We start from the raw sequence: 19546 nt of genomic DNA, 5'->3' as shown, positions 1-19546 counted from the left end.
GGGTACAATATTCAACTTTCCCTCTCTCCCGATAGCCCATGATTACCGGTTCGATTGTCGCCATCGTCACGCCGATGCTCGAGGATGGCAGCCTGGATCTGCCCCGTTTCCGCAGCCTGATCGACTTCCACATCAAGGAAGGCACCGATGCGATCGTCGTCGTCGGCACCACCGGCGAATCGCCGACGGTGAACGTCGAAGAACACTGCGAACTCATCCGCGTGGCCGTCGAACACTCCGCGGGCCGCATCCCGGTCATCGCCGGCACCGGCGCCAACTCCACCCGCGAAGCCATCGAACTCACCGAGTTCTCCCGCAAGGCGGGCGCGGTGGCCGGCCTGTCGGTCGTGCCCTACTACAACCGTCCGACCCAGGAAGGCATGTACCGGCACTTCCGCGCCATCGCCGAAGCCAGCCCGCTGCCGATGATCCTCTACAACGTGCCGGGCCGCACCGTTGCCGATCTCGCCAACGACACCACCCTGCGCCTGGCCGAGATCCCCAACATCATCGGCATCAAGGACGCCACCGGCAGCATCGACCGCGCCTGCGACCTCATCGCCCGCGCCCCCAAGGATTTCGCGCTGTACACCGGCGACGACATGACCGCGATGGCCTTCATCATGCTTGGCGGTCACGGCACCATCTCGGTCACCGCCAACGTGGCGCCGCGCCTGATGCACGAGATGTGCGCCGCGGCCATCGCCTGCGACGGCCCGCGCGCCCGCGATCTCAACGCCAGGCTGGTCAAGCTGCATCGCGACCTCTTCTGCGAAGCCAACCCGATCCCGGTGAAGTGGGCGGTGGCGCAGATGGGGCTGATCGGCGACGCCATCCGCCTCCCCCTGACCCCGCTGTCCGAGTCCTTCCATGGCCGCGTCCGCGAGGCCATGCGTCAGGCCGGCATCGAAGTCTGAAGCGCTCGCATCTGAGCGTGTCAAACCAGGACTGGTTTTCCCAACCCCGAGGGTTACGAATGCAAAGCCGAAAGTTGGCTTCCGGTGCGACGGTGATCGTCGCGTTCGCGCTTGCCGGATGCTCCGGTTCCTTGCTGGAATCGAAAAAGATCGACTACAAGAGCGCTGCGGCCACCGCCAAGCGTCCCACGCTCGAGGTGCCGCCCGATCTTACCGCCCCCACTGCGGACGATCGCTATGCCGTCCCCGACGTGAATCCGAAGGGTATCGCCACGTACTCCGCCTACAGCGCCGAGCGTTCGGGGCAGGCCGGGGCCACGGGCGCGACGGCTGCGGGCGCCGTCGCGGTGGCGCCCCAGTCCATCGACAAGATGCGGGTGGAGCGCTCCGGCTCCCAGCGCTGGCTGGTGGTTCCCGGTTCGGCCGACAAGCTGTGGCCGCAGGTGCGCGAGTTCTGGCAGGAGAACGGTTTCATCCTCAACGTCGACAGCCCCGAGATCGGTGTGATGGAGACCGACTGGGCCGAGAACCGGGCCAAGATCCAGGATGACATCATCCGCCGCACCCTTGGCAAGGTCATCGATGGCGTCTACTCCACCCCGGAGCGGGATAAATACCGCACCCGGCTGGAGGCCGGCAACGAGCCGGGTACCGTCGAGATCTACATCAGCCACCGGGGCATGATGGAAATCTACCCGAACGAGGCGAAGACCCAGACCATCTGGCAGCCTCGCCCGGCCGATCCCGAACTCGAAGCCGAGTTTCTGCAGCGGCTGATGGTCCGCCTCGGTGCGGACGAGACGCGCGCGAAGGCGCAGATCGCTGCCGTGCCCAAGGCCGAGAAGGCCAGCCTGCAGAACGTGGAAGGCGGCGCTGCGGTGCTGGAGGTGCAGGAAGGCTTCGATCGCGCGTGGCGTCGGGTCGGTCTGGCCCTTGACCGGGTCGGCTTTACCGTCGAAGACCGGGATCGTGCCCAGGGGCTGTATTACGTGCGCTATGTCGATCCGGAGATCGACGTCAAGTCGAAGAAGGATGAGGGCATCCTGTCCAAGCTCGCCTTCTGGCGTGGCGACAGCAAGCCGCAAGTCCAGTCTGGCAACCAGTACCGGATTTACGTGAAGGGTGGGGATGCCTCGTCGTCCATCAAGGTGCTGACCCGGGAGGGCGGCACGGATACGTCGGAATCGGCCCGGAAGATCCTGGCGCTGCTCCACGCACAGCTGAAGTAGGCATCGCGTTAGCGGCAAGACAAAGCGCCGGCAGTGTCCGGCGCTTTGCTTTTGTGCTGCCCGTTGCTCAAGCCAGCTTTGCGGCCGGACGCTGGGCGTAAAAAAAGCCAACCCGCAGGTTGGCTTTTTTCAACAGCGAAAAGATTACTTCTTCTCGGTGTTGGCAGCAGCGGCAGCGGCAGCGTTTTCGGCGGTGGAGCCAGCAGCAGCGGGAGCGGCGGCGGGAGCAGCAGCTTCAGCGGGCTTGGCGTCAGCAGCCGGGGCAGCGGCAGCCGGAGCGGCCTCAGCGGGCTTGGCGTCGGCGGCGGGGGCAGCAGCCGGAGCGGCCGGGGCAGCAGCGGCGGGAGCAGCAGCCGGAGCTTCAGCGGGCTTCGGCTCTTCCTTCTTGCCGCAAGCGGTAACAGCGAGTGCAACGAGAGCAGCAACCAGGAGAGATTGTTTCATTGTTGGTTTCCCTTATCGATAAATGAAGTACAACAAGCTTAAATCAGGAGCAATCAGGTGGGGGACCCGATCTGGCCCGTATGCTACCACGGAGGAAGTGCTTGAATAAAGGCATTGTTGCGTTGCCGCAACAGGCCTGCGGCGGTGTCGGGCAGGCCTGTCAAGCTGGGGGGCTATTCCATCAGATTTTTTGATGGGTGCGCGAAACCGCAGCAATACCAATCGTACAGCAGGGCGATGCCTTCTTCCGACAGGCCGACGATTGTGTCTACCCGCCGCTCGTCGGCCAGCTGCTGAAGAAGGGGCTGATCGGAGGTTTCGACCGGAACCGGTTCGCCGTTGAGGAAGAAGTGGCCGTCGGCGAAGAGCAGCAGGCTGCGGGCATCGAGGCGGTAGCCGGCGTCGGCGCAGGCGTCGACGAACTCGTCGTGCTCAAGCGGCTCGTCGGGCGAATCGAAGAAGATGTGGGCCTTGGGCTCGGTGAGGTAGGCGCCGAGAAAGCCGCGTACGTCGTCCCGGGTCCAGGTGATGCGCTGGAGGGTTTCGGCGACCCGGTCGATCATCTGGTCGCTGATCTCGGCCGAATGGGCCTGCCGCTTCAGATCGGGGTCGGCGTAGATGCCGTCGAGCTGGAGGGTGTCCTGGAGGTAGCTGAGGAACTGCTGGGCGAGTTCCTGGGCGGTGGGCGAGCGGAAGCCGATGGAGTAGGTGGTGCACTCGCCGATGGCGATGCCGTTGTGGGCCCAGTGGGGAGGCAGGTAAAGCATGTCGCCCGGCTCGAGCACCCAGTCGTAAACCGGGCGGAAATCCTGCAGGATCTTGAGGGGGGCGTCTTCGATGAGGGTGCGGTCGTCCTGGTCGCTGATGAGCCAGCGGCGCTTGCCGATGCCCTGGAGCAGGAAGACGTCGTAGTTGTCGAAGTGGGGGCCGACGCCGCCGTTATCGACGGCGTAGCTCACCATCAGGTCGTCGAGACGGGCCTGGGGGATGAAGTCGAAGCGGTGGAGGAGTTCGTCGCCATCGGGGCAGAAGAGGTTGAGCCCCTGGATGAGCACCGTCCAGGGTTGCTTCTTGCGCTTGAGATCCGACGCCTTCTGGGGGCCGTGAATGACTTCCCAGGTGCCGCCGCCGTGGGTGACGTAACGGGATTCCACGTCCGGGTCGCGGGCGAGTTCGAAGAGTTCGTCCTTCGTCACGACGCCGGTGAAGCCGGGAACCGCCTGGCGAACGAGGAGCGGTTTCTTTTGCCAGTATTCGGTGAGGAAGGTCTCGACCGACAGGCCGCCAAGAAGTGTGTTTGTCATCCCGTAATTATAGCGCGTCGGATTGCATCGGCCCGCCCCGCCGCTAAAATGGCGCCCTTCCTGTCCGGACCGTATCGCCATGCACGCTGCCACCCTTCGCGAAGCCGTTGTCGAATCCCTCGATCACGAGGGGCGCGGCGTCACCCACGTCGATGGCAAGACGATCTTCATCGAGGGGGCGCTGCCGGGCGAGCGGGTCCAGTTCACGCCTTACAAGATCAAGCCGAACTACGAGGTGGCGGACGTGGCGCGGGTGATCGTCCCGAGCGCCCAGCGGGTTGAGCCTCGCTGCCCCCATTTCGGGGTGTGCGGCGGTTGCAGCATGCAGCACCTGGAGGCGGGCGCCCAGGTGGCGGCCAAGCAGCGGGTGCTGGAGAACGCCTTGTGGCACATCGGCCGGGCGCGGCCGGATGTGCTTTATCCACCCATCGTCGGGCCAGCCTGGGGGTATCGCTACCGGGCGCGGCTGTCGGTGCGGATGGTGCCGAGCAAGGGCGGCGTGCTGATCGGCTTTCACGAGCGCCGCAGCAGCTACGTGGCGCCGATGGAAAGCTGCGCGATCCTGCCGCCTCATGTTTCGGCGATGGTGCCGCGGCTGCGGGAGCTGGTGGCGGGCCTGTCGGCGCCGGATCGCCTGCCGCAGATCGAGATCGCGGTGGGCGAGGGGATCACGGTGATGGTGTTCCGGCATCTGGTGCCCTTCAGCGCAGCCGATACGGCGCGGCTGACCGCGTTCGCCCACGCGGAGTCGGTCCAGGTGTGGGTGCAGCCGAGCGGCCCGGATTCGGCACGCCGGCTGGCGCCGGAGGCGGCGCCGGGGCTGGCGTACACGCTGCCCGAGTTCGGGGTGTCGATGGCCTTCCGGCCCACCGATTTCACTCAGGTGAACATGGGCATCAACCGTGTGCTGATGCGCCGGACGATGCAGCTCCTCGACCCGCAGCCCGGCGAGCGGATCGCCGACCTGTTCTGCGGCCTGGGCAACTTCAGCCTGCCGATTGCCCGCCTGGGTGCCTACGTGGTGGGGGTGGAGGGCAGCGACGCGCTGGTCCGCCGGGCGGGCCAGAACGCCGTCGACAACGGCCTGGGCGAGCGCTGCGAGTTCCACGCGGCCAATCTGTTCGAGGCCACCGAAGACAGCCTCGCGGCGCTCGGGCCCCTGGACAAGCTGCTGATCGACCCGCCCCGGGAGGGGGCGATTGCGGTGGTGAAGGCGCTGGGCGTGTGTTTGCCCCGGCGCATCGTCTATGTCTCGTGCAACCCGGCCACGTTGGCGCGGGATACGGCTGTGCTGACCAACGAGAAGGGCTATCGGCTGAAGGGGGCAGGTATCGCCAACATGTTCCCGCAGACCTCCCACGTGGAGTCGGTCGCGCTCTTCGAGCGGATTTGAGTTTGTGCTGCTCCTATGAAAAAGGCGACCCGAAGGTCGCCTTTTTTTGCTGACGAAGCGGGCGGATGTCAGTCGCGTTCGCCGCCAAAGGCCATGATGAGGTTGAGCAGGCTCACGAACACGTTATAGACGTCGAGGTAAACCGCCAGGGTGGCCGTCACGTAGTTGGTCTCTCCGCCCTGCACGATGTTGCTGATGTCGTACAGGATGTAGCCCGAGAACAGCAGCACCACCGCCGCCGAGATGGCCAGGTGCAGCACCGGCATCTGGAGGAAGATGTTGGCAACCATTGCTAGCAGCACCACCACCAGCCCAACGGTGAGGAACTTGCCCATGTTGGTGAAGTCGCGCTTCGAGACGCTGGCGATGCCTGCCAGGGTGACGAAGATTGCGCCGGTGCCACCCGCCGCCAGCGCGATCATCGAGCCGCCGTTGGAGAAGCCCAGGGCAACCTGAAGGATGCGCGACAGCATCAGGCCCATGAAGAAGGTGAAACCCAGCAGCAGGGCGACGCCCAGGCCGTTGTTCTTGTTCTTCTCGATGCCGTAGAAGAAGGCGAACGAGATGCCCAGGAACAGCGCGAAGGCGATGAACGGGCTGCCTGCCAGGAACGAGAACTGCATCTTCACGCCGAGTAGTGCGCCGGCAACGGTCGGCACCATCGAGAGCGCGAGCAGCATGTAGGTGTTGCGCAGAACGCGGTTCGCGCCTTGCGACAAAACCTGCGTTTGCTGACCGTAAGTGTCGAGTTGCATGGAATTCCTCCGAGTTGATGTAAAGCAGATGGCCTGCACGGGCTGAGAGTAGCGGACCCCCCTGAAAGTTTCAACCGCGTCCGGCGTGCTAGAATGCGCACCCCGCGGAGGTGTGGCAGAGTGGTCGATTGCACCGGTCTTGAAAACCGGCAACGGGAAACCGTTCGTGAGTTCGAATCTCACCGCCTCCGCCAAGTACCCTGCAAGAACGCTCCTTCCGGAGCGTTTTTCTTTGGGCGGTGCCCGGCCCGGGGCATGAGCCTTTCGGTGGTGGTCAGGTGCGTCTTGCCGCCGCCGAAGCGGCGTGTGTGGGCGTGAATCGGCTTGATGGTGCCACGCGAGACACTGCCGCCGACGTGAATCGTCGTCACTGCGCCGTGAAACTGACTTGCCCTCCGGTGAAACTGAGTTTCCGCGCCTGAAACTGCGTTGCGCGAGTGGGAAAGACGGTTTCAGCGCCCGAAACTGCGTTGCAGCGGGGCGGAATGACTGTTTCAGCGGCGGCAACTGTCTTTCCGGCTCGGTAAACTTCGATTCGTGGCGTGAATCGAGGTTTCGGGCGCTGAAACGGTTCTTGCCGCCGGTCAAGCCGGGTTGCGGCCGATCACGCCTTCGAGCGGCGAGCTGGGGCTGGCCTGGTATTCGCGGCGGGGCATGCGGCCGGCCAGAAACGCGTGGCGGCCGGCGCTCACCCCCTGCCGCATCGCCAGGGCCATGCGTACCGGGTCGCCGGCGGCGGCGATGGCGGTGTTCATCAGCACGCCGTCGCAGCCCAGCTCCATGGCGATGGCGGCATCCGACGCGGTGCCGACGCCGGCATCCACGATCACCGGCACGCGGGATTCGTCGATGACGATGCGCAGGTTCCACGGGTTGAGGATGCCCATGCCCGAGCCGATCAGGCTGGCCAGCGGCATGATTGCGATACAGCCGATGGCTTCGAGCATCCGCGCCTGTATCGGATCGTCCGAGCAATACACCATCACCCGAAAGCCGTCGCGCACCAGGGTTTCGGCGGCGCGCAGGGTTTCGGGCATGTTGGGGAAGAGGGTCTCGGGGCTGCCCAGCACTTCCAGCTTGACCAGGTCGTGGCCGTCGAGCAGTTCGCGGGCGAGGCGCAGGGTGCGCACGGCATCCTCGGCGGTGTAGCAGCCGGCGCTGTTGGGCAGCAGGGTGTGGCGCTCGGGGTCGAGGGCGTCGAGCAGGTTGGGGGCTGACGGGTCCTGGCCGATGTTCACCCGGCGGATGGCCACGGTAACGATCTCGGCGCCGCTGGCGTCGATGGCGTCGCGGGTCTGCACGAAATCCCGGTACTTGCCGGTGCCCACCAGCAGGCGCGAGCGGAAGACCTGCCCGCCAAGGGTGAAGGGGGTGTCGAGCGGCCCGGGGGCGGTGCCGACGTTCGGTTCGATGTTGCCCATGACTAGCCTCCTCCCACGGCCACGACGATCTCGACCCGGTCCTGGCCTGAGAGCCCGGTCTCGGCGTAGCGCCCCTTGGGGACGATCTGCCCGTTCACTTCCACGGCGATCCGCTTGCCGGCGTAGCCGAGCGAATCCACCAGATCGGTTACCTTCCAGCCGGGTGGCACTTCCGACGGTTGCCCATTCACGCAGATGTGCGTCGTCATGTTGCCTCCCGCGGGTGGGGGGCGAGCTGGTCGGCCCGGTAGGACGAGCGCACCAGCGGGCCGGCGGCGACTTCGGTAAAGCCCATGTCCAGCGCGATGCGGCGCCACGCGTCGAAGGATTCCGGCGTCACGTAGCGATCCACCGGCAGGTGGGCGGGCGATGGCCGCAGGTATTGGCCCAGGGTGAGGATGTCGCAGCCGTGGGCGCGCAGGTCGCGCAGGGTGGCGAGGATCTCGTCGTCCGTCTCGCCCAGGCCCAGCATCAGGCCGGACTTGGTGGGCAACGTCGGCAGCAGGCGCTTGACCCGCGCGATGAGGGCCAGCGAGCCGGGGTAGTCGGCGCCGGGGCGCACGGCGCGGTAGAGGCGCGCGACGGTTTCGATGTTGTGGTTGAAGACGTCCGGCGGGGTGGCGGCCAGATGGTCGAGGGCGAGCGCCTCGCGGCCGCGGAAGTCGGGGGTCAGCACTTCGACGCGGATGCCCGGCACGGCGCTGCGCACCGCGGCGATGCAGGCGGCGAAGTGGGCGCCGCCGCCGTCGCGCAGGTCGTCGCGATCGACCGAGGTGATGACTACGTAGCGCAGGCGCATCTCGCGCACGGCGTCGGCGAGGCGGCGGGGCTCGTCGGCATCGAGCGGGGCCGGGCGGCCGTGGGCCACGTCGCAGTAGGGGCAGCGCCGGGTGCAGATGCCGCCCATCACCATGAAGGTGGCGGTGCCGCGGGTGAAGCATTCGCCGATGTTGGGGCAGTCGGCCTCTTCGCAGACGGTGTGCAGGGTGTGGCTGCGCAGGCGCTGGCGCAGGGCGCTCACCACCGCGGTGCCGGGGTCGCGGGCGCGTAGCCAGGGCGGCTTGGGGGGCGAGGCGCGGGCGCTGTCCACCTTCACCGGGATGCGGGCGAGCTTGTCGGCGCCGCGCAGGCCGGCGGGCGTATCGATGACGTGGGGCATGGATGAAATCTCCGCTGGGCGCGGGGCCGTGAAGCCCCGCGCGGGTTGGGGCGATCAGCCGACGAAGCGGGCGATGGCCCGGTTGACCTCGTTGGCGGCCTCCATCTGCACCATGTGGCCGCGGTTGGGCAGCACCTCCACCGGGTAGCGGCCGGACAGCGCGTGGGCGTGGGCGACCGGGATGATCCGGTCTTCCTCGCCCCACACCAGCAGCACCGGCTTGGCGATCTCGGGCAGCGCGTCGGCCAGCACCACGGCCTGCTTGCCGCCGGCGAAGAGCTTGCCGGAGAGCGTGGTGAGCGCACTGCCGACGCCTTCGAGGCGCTTGTACTTGAGGAGATCGTCCACCAGCTGGCGGGTGACGAGGCCGCTGTCGGCGAAGAGGTCGGCCAGCACGGGCTTGAGGGCGTTGCGGCTGCCGGCGGCGACGAAGCCGTCGATGTAGCCGCTGTTGATCTCGCTGCCCAGGCCCGCCGAACACACCAGCGAGAGCGAACGAACCCGCTCCGGGTGGCGCCGGGCGACCATCAGCGACACCGCGCCGCCCATCGAGTGGCCGACCAGGTGGGCGGCATCCACACCCACCGCCTCCATGAAGGCCGCCACGGTGTCGGCGAGGCTTTCCAGGGTGCCTTCGCCCACGTCCTTGGTGGATTCGCCGTGGCCGGGCAGGTCGAGGGCGTATACCTCCCGGTCGGCGGCGAGGGCCTCATGGTTGAACAGCCAGTTGTTGAGATCGCCGCCAAAGCCGTGGATCAGCAGCATCGGCTCGCCGCCTTCGCCGCGCTTGAGGTAGCGCAGGCGGTGGCCATTCACGTCGATCTTCTGGGGCGTGGGGCCCTGATCCTCGGCGTCGCCGTCGGCGGGCTTGAAGTTGGACTGGTAGTCGGCCACGAAGGCGTCGATGTCGGCATCCGACACGCTCGCGTCGGCGATCACGCCCAGCAGGCCGCCCACCGGCAGCACGTCCTCGTCGGCGGCGAGGGTGCGGCGCAGCACGCCGCTCTCGGCCGCCTCGACGGCGCCGGCGATCTTCTCGCTCTCGACCTCGACGATCTCCTGGCCCTTCTCGATGGCATCACCCACCTGCTTGAGCCAGCCGTTGACCTTGCCCTCCTGCATGGAAAGGCCCCACTTGGGCATGGTGACGGGATGGATGGCGGACATCAGCGGTACTCCTTGAGGGCTTTGGCGGCGGCGACGATCTTGGCGGCGCTGGGGATGTAGAGTTCTTCGAGCGAATCGCTGAAGGGCACGGGGGCGTGGGGGCCGGTGATCTGGCGGATCGGCGCCTTGAGGCTGTCGAAGGCGTTCTCGGCCACCAGACCGGCGATGTCGGAGGCCATGCTGCAGCGGGGATGGGATTCATCCACCACGATCAGGCGGCCGGTCTTCTCGACGCTCTCGAGGATGGTGTCGGTGTCCAGCGGCGAGGTGGTGCGCGGGTCGATGATCTCGCAATGCACGCCGGCCTTCTGCAGCTCGGCGGCGGCCTCCTGGGCCTTGTGCACCATGCGGCCGATGGCGACGATGGTCACGTCGTGGCCTTCGCGCACCACCGCGGCTTCGCCGAAGGGCACGGTGTAGAGTTCCTCCGGCACCTCGCCTTCCATCGTGTAAAGCGCCTTGTGCTCGAGGAAGATCACCGGGTCGTTGTCGCGGATCGACTGGATCAGCAGGCCCTTGGCGTCGTAGGGGTTGGACGGCACCACCACCTTCAGGCCCGGGATGTGGGTGAAGATGTTGTAGAGGCACTGGGAGTGCTGGGCCGCGGCGCGGAAGCCGGCGCCGTACATGGCGCGGATGACCACCGGCGTCTCGGCCTTGCCGCCGAACATGTAGCGGAACTTGGCGGCCTGGTTGAAGATCTGGTCGAAGCACACGCCGAGGAAATCCACGAACATCAGCTCGGCCACCGGGCGCATGCCGCAGCAGGCCGCGCCCACCGCCGCGCCCACGTAGCCGGATTCGGAGATCGGGGTGTCGATCACCCGGCCCGGGTGCTTGTGGTAGAGGCCGCGGGTGACGCCCAGCACGCCGCCCCAGGCGTCCTGCTCGCCGGGGGAGCCGGCGCCGCCAGCCACGTCCTCGCCCATGACGATCACGTTCTGGTCGCGGCTCATTTCCTGGTCGAGGGCCTCGTTGATGGCCTGCTGGTAGGTGATTTTTCTTGCCATGATGGGTTTGTCTCCTTTGAATTCCTTGGGGTGGCGGCTCAGTAGCTCACGTACACGTCGGTGAGCAGGTCGGCTTCGCCGGGCTTGGGATCGGACTTGGCCTTGACCACCGAGTCGTCGATGAGGGCCTTCACTTCGGCATCGATGGCGTCGAGATCGGCCTGGGTGAGGGCGCCGCTCTGGGTGACGCGGCGGGCGAACTGCATCAGGCAGTCCTTGTTGTCGCGCAGGGCCTGCACCTCGCCCGGGGCGCGGTAGGTCTGCTGGTCGCCCTCGAAGTGGCCGTAGTAGCGCGAGAGCTTCACCTCCACCAGCGACGGGCCGCCGCCGTTCCGGGCGCGCTCGATGGCCTCGCCGGCGGCCTCGTACACCGCGAAGAAGTCGAAGCCATCCACGGTCACGCCGGGCATGCCGAAGGCGGAGGCGCGGTCGGCGATGTTCTCGCAGGCCACCGAGAACTTGGACGAGGTGGCTTCGGCGTAGCCGTTGTTCTCGGCCAGGAAGATCACCGGCAGGTTCCACACCGAGGCGAGGTTCATCGCCTCGAAGATCGTGCCCTGATTGGACGCGCCGTCGCCGAAGAAGCACACGCTCACGTAGGGCTGGCCGCGCAGCTTGGCGGCGAGCGCGGTGCCGCACACCAGCGGGCCGCCGCCGCCGACGATGCCGTTGGCGCCCAGCATGCCCACCGACAGGTCGGCGATGTGCATCGAGCCACCCTTGCCCTTGCAGGTGCCGGTGGTGCGGCCCCAGATCTCGGCCATCATCCCCACCGGGTCGACGCCCTTGGCGATGCAGTGGCCGTGGCCCCGGTGGGTGCTGGCGATGTGGTCTTCGGCGGTGAGGTTCATGCACACGCCGGTGGCCGACGCCTCCTCGCCGGCGTAAAGGTGCACGAAGCCCGGGATCTCGCCAGTGGCGAAATCGGTGTGCAGGCGCTCTTCGAACTCACGGATGGTGCGCATGGTGCGATAGGCCTTGAGCAGGTCTTCGCGTTCGAGTTTCTTGGTCACGGTTGTCTCCAGTTTGTTGGAAGTGTTGAGGGCACCCGGCGGCGGCCGTGGGTTGTCCGCCGCCCGGATTCAGGCCGGGGCGATCGTGCGATCGGCGCCCGTTGGCCCCGGTGCGGCGGGCGGGCCGTCGCGCGGGGCGGGTTCTTGGGGGGCGGTCACCGCGAGGGCGTCCGCCGCGTGGGCGGCGGCCAGGGTGGCCGCCACGTCGAGGGTGATCGGGCCGTCGAGGGCGAGCCGCACGCAGGCGGGGCCGCGGCCGTCCAGGACGATCTCGGGCTCGCCGTCGAGGGCCAGGATGGCGGGCCGGGTGCCAAGCGCGAAGGCTTCCCCCGGCTGCATCGGCCCGCTGGCGGCCACGGCCACGGCCTGCACCAGCCCCGGCGACGTCGCCGCGAGGCGGGCCGTGCCGGCGCCCAGCCGAACCCAGCGTCCGACGGGCGCGCTCCGGCTGACCGGGCCGCAGGCGGCGGCGATGGCGGACAGGCCGATGGCGTCGGGCTGGGCGAAGGCGGCGAAGACGGTCTCGACGGCATCGGCGGTGCACACGGCGCGGGCGCCGATGTGCTCGGCCGGCATCACGCCCACATCCACCAGGGCCATGGCCTCGCCGCTGGGGTGCGTCACGCGCAGGCACTTGTTGCGGACCAGCGCCGGCTGGATGCGGCCGGTTGCGGCGAGCCCGGCGGCCAGGCCGACGACGGTCGCCTCGCCGAGCGCCGGGAAGGCGTTGTTGGTGCCGGTGGAGAGGGTGGCCAGCGGAACGTCGCCCGACGCCAGCGCCACCGCCCGGTGGGTGCCGTCGCCCCCGAGCACGACGATCATCGCCACTCCGGCGGCGCGCATCTCGCACACCGCCCGGACGGTGTCGCGGGCGTCTTCGAGCACCGGCATGTCGATGAAATCCACCTGCGGCCAGCGCACGCCGGGCCGGCGGCGGTTGAGGTCGGCCGCCTTGCGGAGCCTGACGGCGATACCGGCCCGGTCGGGCATCGTCAGCACCCGCGGCACCCCGGTCGCCCCGAGGGCGCCGAGCAGGCGCTCGACACAATTGACCTTGTCGGCGGCGGAATAAACCGAGGCCCCGCTGGTCAATCGCCGGATATCGTGCCCGGAGGCCGGATTGGCCACGATGCCAATCAAGGGCGGGGCATTCGATACATTTCTCACAATCGCTCCGCAATTCAGTATCAGGTCCGGTTGAATTAGCAGGTCGCATGCCAGCAATTGATTTTTATTTTTTTATTGCAGTGCGGTTTCGGCTGACTTCAGGCGGTGCGCGGAATTGGATTTATCCGCGTTGTCTGGATGTTGCGGCGCGGCAATGAAACCCCGGTCGCCGGTTGATACAGGCGACCGGGAATAATCAGGAAAATGAGACACCTGTCTCAATTTCTCGGCCGGGTCGCGGCATTGATTTAACTGACGTAACGGAATACGCTTCGCGCTACCAAAGGAAGCAATACCTATAAATCCCTGCCTATTAATAAACAAAGGGGAAAAAATGATTCGGGGTCATGGAGAGATCGCCCGCCACGTGGCGCGGGTGGTCGATGTGGTGGAGCGCGGCTGCGTGGCGAGCCGCCAGCCGGTGCACGACAGGCTGGCGCGTTCGTGGGAGCGCTCCCTCAGCAACTATCGGGTCGATCCGGGGCAGGCGAGCCTGCCCCAGGTGGTCACGGCGCGGGAATTGCGCGAACACCGGGAGCGGCTCGACACGTTCATGCGCATCGCGCGGGAAGGCGTCGATCGCCTCTACGATTCGCTGCGGCCGGCCAACTACTGCGTGCTGCTCACCGATGCTGCCGGCGTCACCGTCGACCTGCGCACGGTGCCCGAACTGGAGCGGGAGTTCCGCGCCGAGGGCTTTCGCGACGGCACCCGCTGGTCCGAGATGGAGGAGGGCACCTGCGGCGTGGGCACCAGCCTCGTGGATCGCCAGCCGATCCTGGTGCATCGGGGCGAGCACTTCCGCTCCCACAACATCGCCTTCACCTGCAGTTCGGCGCCGATCTTCGGCATCGACGACGAGCCGCTGGCGGTGCTCGATGCGTCGGCCCTCAATTCACCGGAGCACCGCGAGAGCCAGGTGCTGGTCTTCCAGATGGTGGTGGAGAAGGCGCGCCTGATCGAGGACGCCTTCGCCTTTCACAGCCTGCGCGGCTACTGGGTGCTGCAGCTGGGGCGAAGCCCCGAGCTGATGCACGTGCACACCGATTATCTGGTGGCCTTCGACGACGGGGGGCGGATCGTCGGCGGCAACCGGCGCGCCCGGCAGGAGCTGCTGCAGCGCCGCGGTCCGGCGCCGGAGCAGATCGGCGATCTGTTCGAGTGCTCGGCGTCCGACCTGCTCGCGGCGGCGCACGCCCGGCCGGGCCAGGCGATTCCGCTGCGCATCCAGGGCAGCGGGACGCGCATCTTCGGCCTGCTGCGGGCGCCCGACGCGAGGCCGCGCAGCGGCATTGCGCAGGTGGGCGAAGCCGTCGGCAACGACGCGGCCGGCGTCGCCGAGACTCGGGGCTTCGGCCATCTGGCCACCGACGATCCGCGGGTGAGCAACAACGTGCAGCGGGCGTTGAAGGTGGCCAACCGCGACATCCCGGTGATGCTGCTGGGCGAGACGGGCACCGGCAAGGAAGCCTTCGCCAAGGCGCTCCACGACGCGAGCGACCGCTACAAGCAGCCCTTCGTGGCGCTCAGCTGTGCGGCCATCCCCGAAAGCCTGATCGAGAGCGAACTCTTCGGCTACCGGGACGGCGCCTTCACCGGCGCCCGCAGCAAGGGCGCGCGGGGCAAGATCATCCAGTCGGACGGCGGCACGCTGTTCCTCGACGAGATCGGCGACATGCCGCTGGTGCTGCAGAGCCGCCTGCTGCGGGTGCTGGCCGAGGGCGAGGTGCTGCCCCTGGGCGCCGAGAAGCCGACGCCGGTGCGCCTGCACATCGTGTGCGCCACCCACCAGGATCTGCCGCGTCTGGTGGCGGAGGGGCGCTTCCGGGAGGATCTTTACTACCGCCTCAACGGCGCGGTGTTCATGCTGCCGCCGCTGCGGGAGCGAGAGGACATCGGTGCGGTGATCGATCGGGTGCTGCACGAGGAGGCGCGGGCCATGGGCCGGGAGCTTCACCTGGCCGACGAGACCCGCGATGCCCTGATGCGCCACCCGTGGCCGGGCAACATCCGCCAGCTGCGCCACGCGATGCGCTACGCCTGCGCGATCAGCGACGGGCCGCTGCTGATGCCCCAGTCCTTCCCGCCGGATCTGTTCTCCGCGGCGCCGTCCGGCCTGATGCGGGGGGCGGTGCAGCCGGCGCTGCCGGTGCTCGTGGCGCCGGCCGACGTGCCGCCGCCGGCCCTCAAGCCCAAGGATCTGGCGCTGCGCGAGCGGATGCTCGAGACCCTGCGCCGCAACCAGTGGCAGGTGACGGTGTCGGCCCGGGAGCTGGGGCTGTCGCGGGCCACCTTCTACCGCAAGCTCGCCAAGCTGCAGATCGTGGCGCCGAATCGTCAGGCGTGGTGACGGCCGCCGCCGCCAACGCAGAAGGGGCCTCGCGGCCCCTTTGCTTTTTCTGGCAGAGGGCGTGGCCGGCTAGGGCTGCTGGCGCCCCAGGTGCATGAGGTAGGCCACCAGCTCCCAGATCTGCTCGGGCGTGAAGGCGGCGCCCCAGGGCGGCATGACCTCGGCGCCCTGGCGGCCCTTGCTGATGGTTTCAAAAGCCAGCTCGGGCGGCAGGTCGTCGCCGCGGCCCTTGAAGTCCGGCGCCCGTCCGCCGGTGCCCTCGTGGCCGTGGCAGTAGCCGGCGCAGGTCTTGGCGAAGCGGCGGCGGCCGGCGTCGACGCGGGCCGGGTCGTTCAGGTCGAAGGGGGCAAGCGCGAGGTGGGTGGCGGCCTTGGGCTGGGTGGCGGCGATCAGCTTGACGTAAGCGGTGAGCTGGTCGATCGCTTCGGCGTCGAGCACGGTGCCCCAGGGGGGCATGGCCTTGTCGCCGTGCTTGCCGTGCACGATGCGTTCGTGGATCAGCGTGGGGTCGAGATCGGCGCGTCCGGCGAGGCGCGGGCCGTAGCTGCGGCTGCCGTCTGCGGGGGCGACGCCGGTGCCGGCGGCGCCGTGGCAGCTCACGCACAGGGCGTCGAAGCGGTGCTTGCCGGCGGCCACGCGGGCCTTGGCGTCGTCGGCGGGGGGCGCCACGGCAAAGGCGGCGGTGGCCATGAAGAGGAGGGTGGCCCCGCGCTGCAGCGCCAGGCGAAGACGGATCGGAGATTTCATTGTTGTGCTCATCCCAAAAAGATGGGGTGCGGCGAGGGGAGGTCTCGACACCGCACCCCGGAACAGCGCGGCCGCCGCGTCCGGCGTGGCCGTGCTGCGGAGCCGCTTACTCGAGGGTGAAGGCGATCAGGGCTGCGCCGCCGGGCAGATCCTTGATCTGCGGGAAGGCGCCGGCCAGGAAGCCCGGCGCGTGGGAGCCGAGGCCGGTGGGGATCACGATGTACTGCTTGCCCTTGACGGCGTAGCTGACCGGGCCGCCGCGGGCGCCGGAGCCGGCGTTGAAGCGCCACAGCTCCTTGCCGTTGTCGGCGTCGTAGGCGAACAGGTGGCCTTCCATGTCGCCGGTGAAGACCAGCCCACCGGCGGTGGTGAGCACGCTGGAGAGCGGGGGCAGCGGGTAACGGATGCTCCACTTGATCTTGCCGGTGAGCGGATCGCGGGCATCCAGGCGGCCGTCGGGCTTCTTGCCGGAGGGCGGCGGCACCAGCTTGATCTCGTCGATGCCCAGCGACAGGGCCGAGATGGCGGTGAGGTTGGCCGGGTCGTCCTTGCCGGCGACGACCTCGTTGCACACCTCCATGGCGTGGGTGTACCACAGGCCGGTGCCCGGGTTGTAGGCGCCGTGGTTCCAGCTGCGGGCGCCGAGCAGGTTGGGGCACAGCAGCTCACGCTTGCCCGGCTGGGGGCGGCGGGGCTCGATGAGGGCGCCGGTCTTGGGGTCGATGCCCTTGGCCCAGTTCATGTTTTCGGCAAACTGCCAGACGTTCTCCAGGCTGCCGTCCTGCTTGTCCATCACGAACACGAAGCCGCTCTTGTTGAGGTGGACGATCACGTCCTTGCCGCCCTTCTTGACCACCAGCGCCTCGTAGGCGGCATCGAAATCCCAGCTGTCGTGGGGGATTTCCTGGCGGTGCCACTTGAGCGTGCCGGTCTTGGGATCGATGGCCAGCAGGGTGGAGGTGTACTTGTTATCGCCCTCGCGCCCCGGGGTGTAGTAATCCGGCGCGGCGTTGGAGGTGCCGATGTAGAGGGTGTCGGAGGCCTCGTCGTAGGTGCCGGGCATCCACGCCGAGCCGCCGCCCACCTTGCCGCTGTCGCCCGGCCAGCTGGCCGGGTCGTTCTTGATGATGTCGAAGGTCCAGGCCGGCTTGCCGGTGTCGGCATTCACCGCGTAGATCTTGCCGGCGATGGGCTGGTCGCCGCCGGTGGTGCCGCCGAAGAGCACGTCGCCGGCCAGCTGGGGCGGGGATGAGAAGAGCGCGCCGTACTGGGTCTTGGGGTCGGTGAGCTGGGTGGACCACAGCTCCTTGCCGGTCTTCTGGTCGAGGGCCAGGAAGCGCCCGTCGAGGGTGCCCACGAAGACCTTGCCGCGGCCGACGGTCACGCCGCGGCTGGCCGAGGCGTAGAAGGCCTGTTTGGCGATGGGGTTGAGCTTGGCGGTGTAGCGCCAGATCGTCTTGCCGGTGGCGGCATCCACGGCCCACACGTTGTTGTCGGCCGAGATGTAGTAGAGCACGCCGTCCAGCACGATGGGCGTGGCCTGCAGGCCGTGGGCGATGTTGCCGGGCTGGTGCACCCAGGCCACCTTCAGCTTCTTCACGTTCTGCTTGTTGATCTGGGTGAGCGGGCTGAAGCGCCAGGCGTTGGAGGAGCGGTGGTACTGCGGCCAGTTGTCGGGGTCGGCGAAACCGGGCTTGGCGTCGGCGGCCATGCCGGCGCTGGCGGTGAGCAGGGAGACGGCGGCGAAGATCGGAGTCAGGGCGCGTTTCATGGTGAGAGTCCTCAAGCAGGGAGCGGGCTGGCCAACCGGTGAGGGCAGCGAGGGGGGCAAGGCCCGCCCTCCGGCTGCCAGCCGGCAGGCGGTGTCAGAAAGTGAAGTTGATGCCGGCGTTGACCAGCGTGGTGCGGTGGCCCACGCTCGGAATGCCCGCCGCGACGATGCTGGTCTTGATCGTTGCCGCCGAATCCGCATCGACGAAGGCGGTCTGGACGTACAGCGTCGTGTCCTTGCGCAGCGCGAAGTCGTTGGAGATCACGACGTTGCGGGTGTGGTCGCCCGAGTTGAGGCGATCCTTGTTGTCGTAGTAGGCGAGCGTCGCGGTGTTGTCGGGGCGCCACTTCCAGTCGACGCCCACGCCGATGGCGTTCACGTTCGACACGTTCTGGCCATTGGCGTGGTTGTTCCGGGCATTGAGGTAATTGGCCTTGAAGGTGAAGTCGCCAAAGGGCACCGCAATGCCCAGGCCGCCGTGGCGCACGTTGTCGTTGGCGGTCTGCTCGTCCTTGATGACCTGATACGAGGCCGACAGGATCACCGGGCCGGTATAGGTGCCACCCAGGGCCCAGGCGCTGTTCTTCTGGGTGCTGCCCGATTGCCCGCCGGCCGACCACAGCACGCCGAAGCTGAAAGGCCCCACGGTATTGCGATACTGGATCGCATTGCTGAAGAAGATCCCCACATCGTTATTGGTATTGCGGTCGGTGCCCACGGCGCCGGCGGTGGCCTGGTATTGGTTATAGGCCCAGGCGTAAAGGTTGGAGAATTGCTCCTTGAAGGCGCGGGGCTCGGTGCCGATATGGGCGAGCAGCGCCGGGCCATATTGGCGGCCCAGGGTCACGCTGCCCCAGTCGCCCTTCAGGCCAAGGTTGGCCTGACGCCGGAAGAACGGGGTGCCGGTGCCCTCTGCGTCGCCCGAGCCGTGAAAGCGGCCGTTGTTGGTGTCGTAGTGGATCTCCAGATTGAAGAAGCCTTCGAGCCCGCGCCCCAGGTCGCGGTCGCCCTTGAAGCCCAGGATCGACTGGCGCAGGCCGCTGGTTTCCATCGAGGTCTTGCTCTTGCCGTTCGGGTCCGTGCGGCTCTGGTAGAGCAGGCCCGCATCGATGATCCCGTAGATCTCGACATTGGTTTCGGCGAACGCCGGAAAGGCAAGTGCGGGTAGAACGACGGCGGCAGCAAGGCGGCCGTCGATTCGACCGCGGCGGGTGGGCGTAATCGGTTTCATGATTGTCTCCTCTTTTAATTGGCGGCCCCGGCCTACCTCACCGGAGCAACGAGTGCCTTTTCCCCTGAGCGGGCCTGGCAGCGGAGACAGATTGCAATTTCTTTGCCAGCGGATGAATTTCGCGCCGTTCGGTCAATTCCCTTCAATTCGTGGGCAAATAAGGAGACAACTGTCTCAATTCTCCTTTCGAAATGGAGACGCCTGTTCGTCAAATGAGACAGGTGCCCCAGCCAATTGCGGTTCTGGCGGTGGGGTGGGCGTGGTCTGATATTTGCTGGTCGTCTTGGCCCCCACAAGGCCGGCGGTTCGCTTTCCCGACCGCTCAACACCCACGGAGACCCTCATGAACGCCACCGACAAATTCCTCGCTGCGTCCGCCCACGTGGACGAAGCGGCCGTTGCGCCGCTGCCCAACTCCCGCAAGATCTACGTCGAAGGCTCCCGGCCCGACATCCGCGTGCCGATGCG

Annotated in this window: 16 protein-coding genes and 1 tRNA gene; 5 read left to right on the top strand and 12 right to left on the bottom strand. The window is 67.5% G+C overall.

The window, feature by feature from the left end; all coding sequences use genetic code 11:
• Positions 1–38 precede the first annotated feature (38 nt).
• Both dapA and bamC read left to right on the top strand, forming a co-directional pair.
• Positions 39–917, top strand: a complete 879-nt coding sequence (gene dapA, locus ACE3N6_RS08380) for a 4-hydroxy-tetrahydrodipicolinate synthase (protein WP_374244731.1) — start codon at positions 39–41, stop codon at positions 915–917.
• 59 nt (positions 918–976) lie between these two features.
• On the top strand, positions 977–2146 hold the full coding sequence (gene bamC / locus ACE3N6_RS08375) for an outer membrane protein assembly factor BamC (protein WP_374244730.1): 1170 nt from the start codon (positions 977–979) through the stop codon (positions 2144–2146).
• A gap of 617 nt (positions 2147–2763) precedes the next feature.
• Here bamC and ACE3N6_RS08370 read toward each other — a convergent pair.
• Positions 2764–3894 (bottom strand): JmjC domain-containing protein, encoded by a 1131-nt coding sequence (locus tag ACE3N6_RS08370; RefSeq protein WP_374244729.1) that lies wholly within the window; start codon positions 3892–3894, stop codon positions 2764–2766.
• A gap of 79 nt (positions 3895–3973) precedes the next feature.
• Between ACE3N6_RS08370 and rlmD the strand changes: the two genes are divergently transcribed.
• Entirely contained in the window at positions 3974–5287 is a 1314-nt protein-coding gene (gene rlmD / locus ACE3N6_RS08365) for a 23S rRNA (uracil(1939)-C(5))-methyltransferase RlmD (protein ID WP_374244728.1), read from the top strand.
• A 68-nt stretch (positions 5288–5355) separates the two neighbouring features.
• On the opposite strand, the gene ACE3N6_RS08360 is transcribed toward rlmD, so the two are convergent.
• Positions 5356–6042 carry a Bax inhibitor-1/YccA family protein gene (locus ACE3N6_RS08360; RefSeq protein WP_374244727.1) on the bottom strand — a complete coding sequence of 229 codons (687 nt, stop codon included), beginning with the start codon at positions 6040–6042 and terminating at the stop codon, positions 5356–5358.
• A gap of 106 nt (positions 6043–6148) precedes the next feature.
• On the opposite strand from ACE3N6_RS08360, the gene ACE3N6_RS08355 reads away from it, so the two are divergent.
• Positions 6149–6236: transfer RNA gene (locus tag ACE3N6_RS08355), tRNA-Ser, on the top strand.
• A gap of 390 nt (positions 6237–6626) precedes the next feature.
• Here ACE3N6_RS08355 and ACE3N6_RS08350 read toward each other — a convergent pair.
• The 7 genes from ACE3N6_RS08350 to ACE3N6_RS08320 all read right to left on the bottom strand — a co-directional run bounded on the left by ACE3N6_RS08350 (position 6627) and on the right by ACE3N6_RS08320 (position 12940).
• Complete coding sequence (locus ACE3N6_RS08350) at positions 6627–7463, bottom strand: thiazole synthase (RefSeq protein WP_374244726.1); 837 nt, start codon at positions 7461–7463, stop codon at positions 6627–6629.
• Positions 7464–7465: 2 nt separating this feature from the next.
• Positions 7466–7672 (bottom strand): sulfur carrier protein ThiS, encoded by a 207-nt coding sequence (gene thiS / locus ACE3N6_RS08345; RefSeq protein WP_374244725.1) that lies wholly within the window; start codon positions 7670–7672, stop codon positions 7466–7468.
• The gene (lipA, locus tag ACE3N6_RS08340; RefSeq protein WP_374244724.1) at positions 7669–8622 is read right to left on the bottom strand and encodes a lipoyl synthase; all 954 of its coding nucleotides are present in this window, start codon (positions 8620–8622) and stop codon (positions 7669–7671) included. The genes thiS and lipA overlap by 4 nt, the downstream gene beginning before the upstream one ends.
• A 54-nt stretch (positions 8623–8676) precedes the next feature.
• Entirely contained in the window at positions 8677–9789 is a 1113-nt protein-coding gene (locus ACE3N6_RS08335; protein ID WP_374244723.1) for an acetoin dehydrogenase dihydrolipoyllysine-residue acetyltransferase subunit, read from the bottom strand.
• Positions 9789–10799, bottom strand: coding sequence for an alpha-ketoacid dehydrogenase subunit beta (locus ACE3N6_RS08330; RefSeq protein ID WP_374244722.1), 1011 nt, complete (start codon positions 10797–10799; stop codon positions 9789–9791). Before ACE3N6_RS08330 ends, ACE3N6_RS08335 begins: the two co-directional genes overlap by 1 nt.
• Before the next feature lie 38 nt (positions 10800–10837).
• Positions 10838–11812 carry a thiamine pyrophosphate-dependent dehydrogenase E1 component subunit alpha gene (locus ACE3N6_RS08325; protein WP_374244721.1) on the bottom strand — a complete coding sequence of 325 codons (975 nt, stop codon included), beginning with the start codon at positions 11810–11812 and terminating at the stop codon, positions 10838–10840.
• 69 nt (positions 11813–11881) lie between these two features.
• Positions 11882–12940: an NAD(+)/NADH kinase gene (locus ACE3N6_RS08320; RefSeq protein WP_374244720.1), complete on the bottom strand. Its 1059-nt coding sequence runs from the start codon at positions 12938–12940 to the stop codon at positions 11882–11884.
• A 373-nt stretch (positions 12941–13313) separates the two neighbouring features.
• Here ACE3N6_RS08320 and ACE3N6_RS08315 point away from each other — a divergent pair, with 373 nt between their 5' ends.
• Positions 13314–15329, top strand: coding sequence for a sigma-54-dependent Fis family transcriptional regulator (locus ACE3N6_RS08315; protein ID WP_374244719.1), 2016 nt, complete (start codon positions 13314–13316; stop codon positions 15327–15329).
• A 69-nt stretch (positions 15330–15398) separates the two neighbouring features.
• On the opposite strand, the gene ACE3N6_RS08310 is transcribed toward ACE3N6_RS08315, so the two are convergent.
• From ACE3N6_RS08310 to ACE3N6_RS08300, 3 genes are all read right to left on the bottom strand, one after another.
• The gene (locus ACE3N6_RS08310) at positions 15399–16076 is read right to left on the bottom strand and encodes a c-type cytochrome (RefSeq protein WP_374244718.1); all 678 of its coding nucleotides are present in this window, start codon (positions 16074–16076) and stop codon (positions 15399–15401) included.
• Positions 16077–16182: 106 nt separating this feature from the next.
• The gene (locus tag ACE3N6_RS08305; protein ID WP_374244717.1) at positions 16183–17847 is read right to left on the bottom strand and encodes a pyrroloquinoline quinone-dependent dehydrogenase; all 1665 of its coding nucleotides are present in this window, start codon (positions 17845–17847) and stop codon (positions 16183–16185) included.
• A 94-nt stretch (positions 17848–17941) separates the two neighbouring features.
• A complete protein-coding gene (locus tag ACE3N6_RS08300) occupies positions 17942–19078 on the bottom strand; it encodes a porin (protein ID WP_374244716.1) in 1137 nt (378 codons plus the stop codon).
• Positions 19079–19546 lie beyond the last annotated feature (468 nt).

The sequence above is a fragment of the Zoogloea sp. genome (assembly GCF_041904905.1).
Lineage (GTDB): Bacteria > Pseudomonadota > Gammaproteobacteria > Burkholderiales > Rhodocyclaceae > Zoogloea.
The sequence above is the reverse complement of the archived record's forward strand: the minus strand, read 5'-3'. Positions and strand labels throughout refer to the sequence as shown.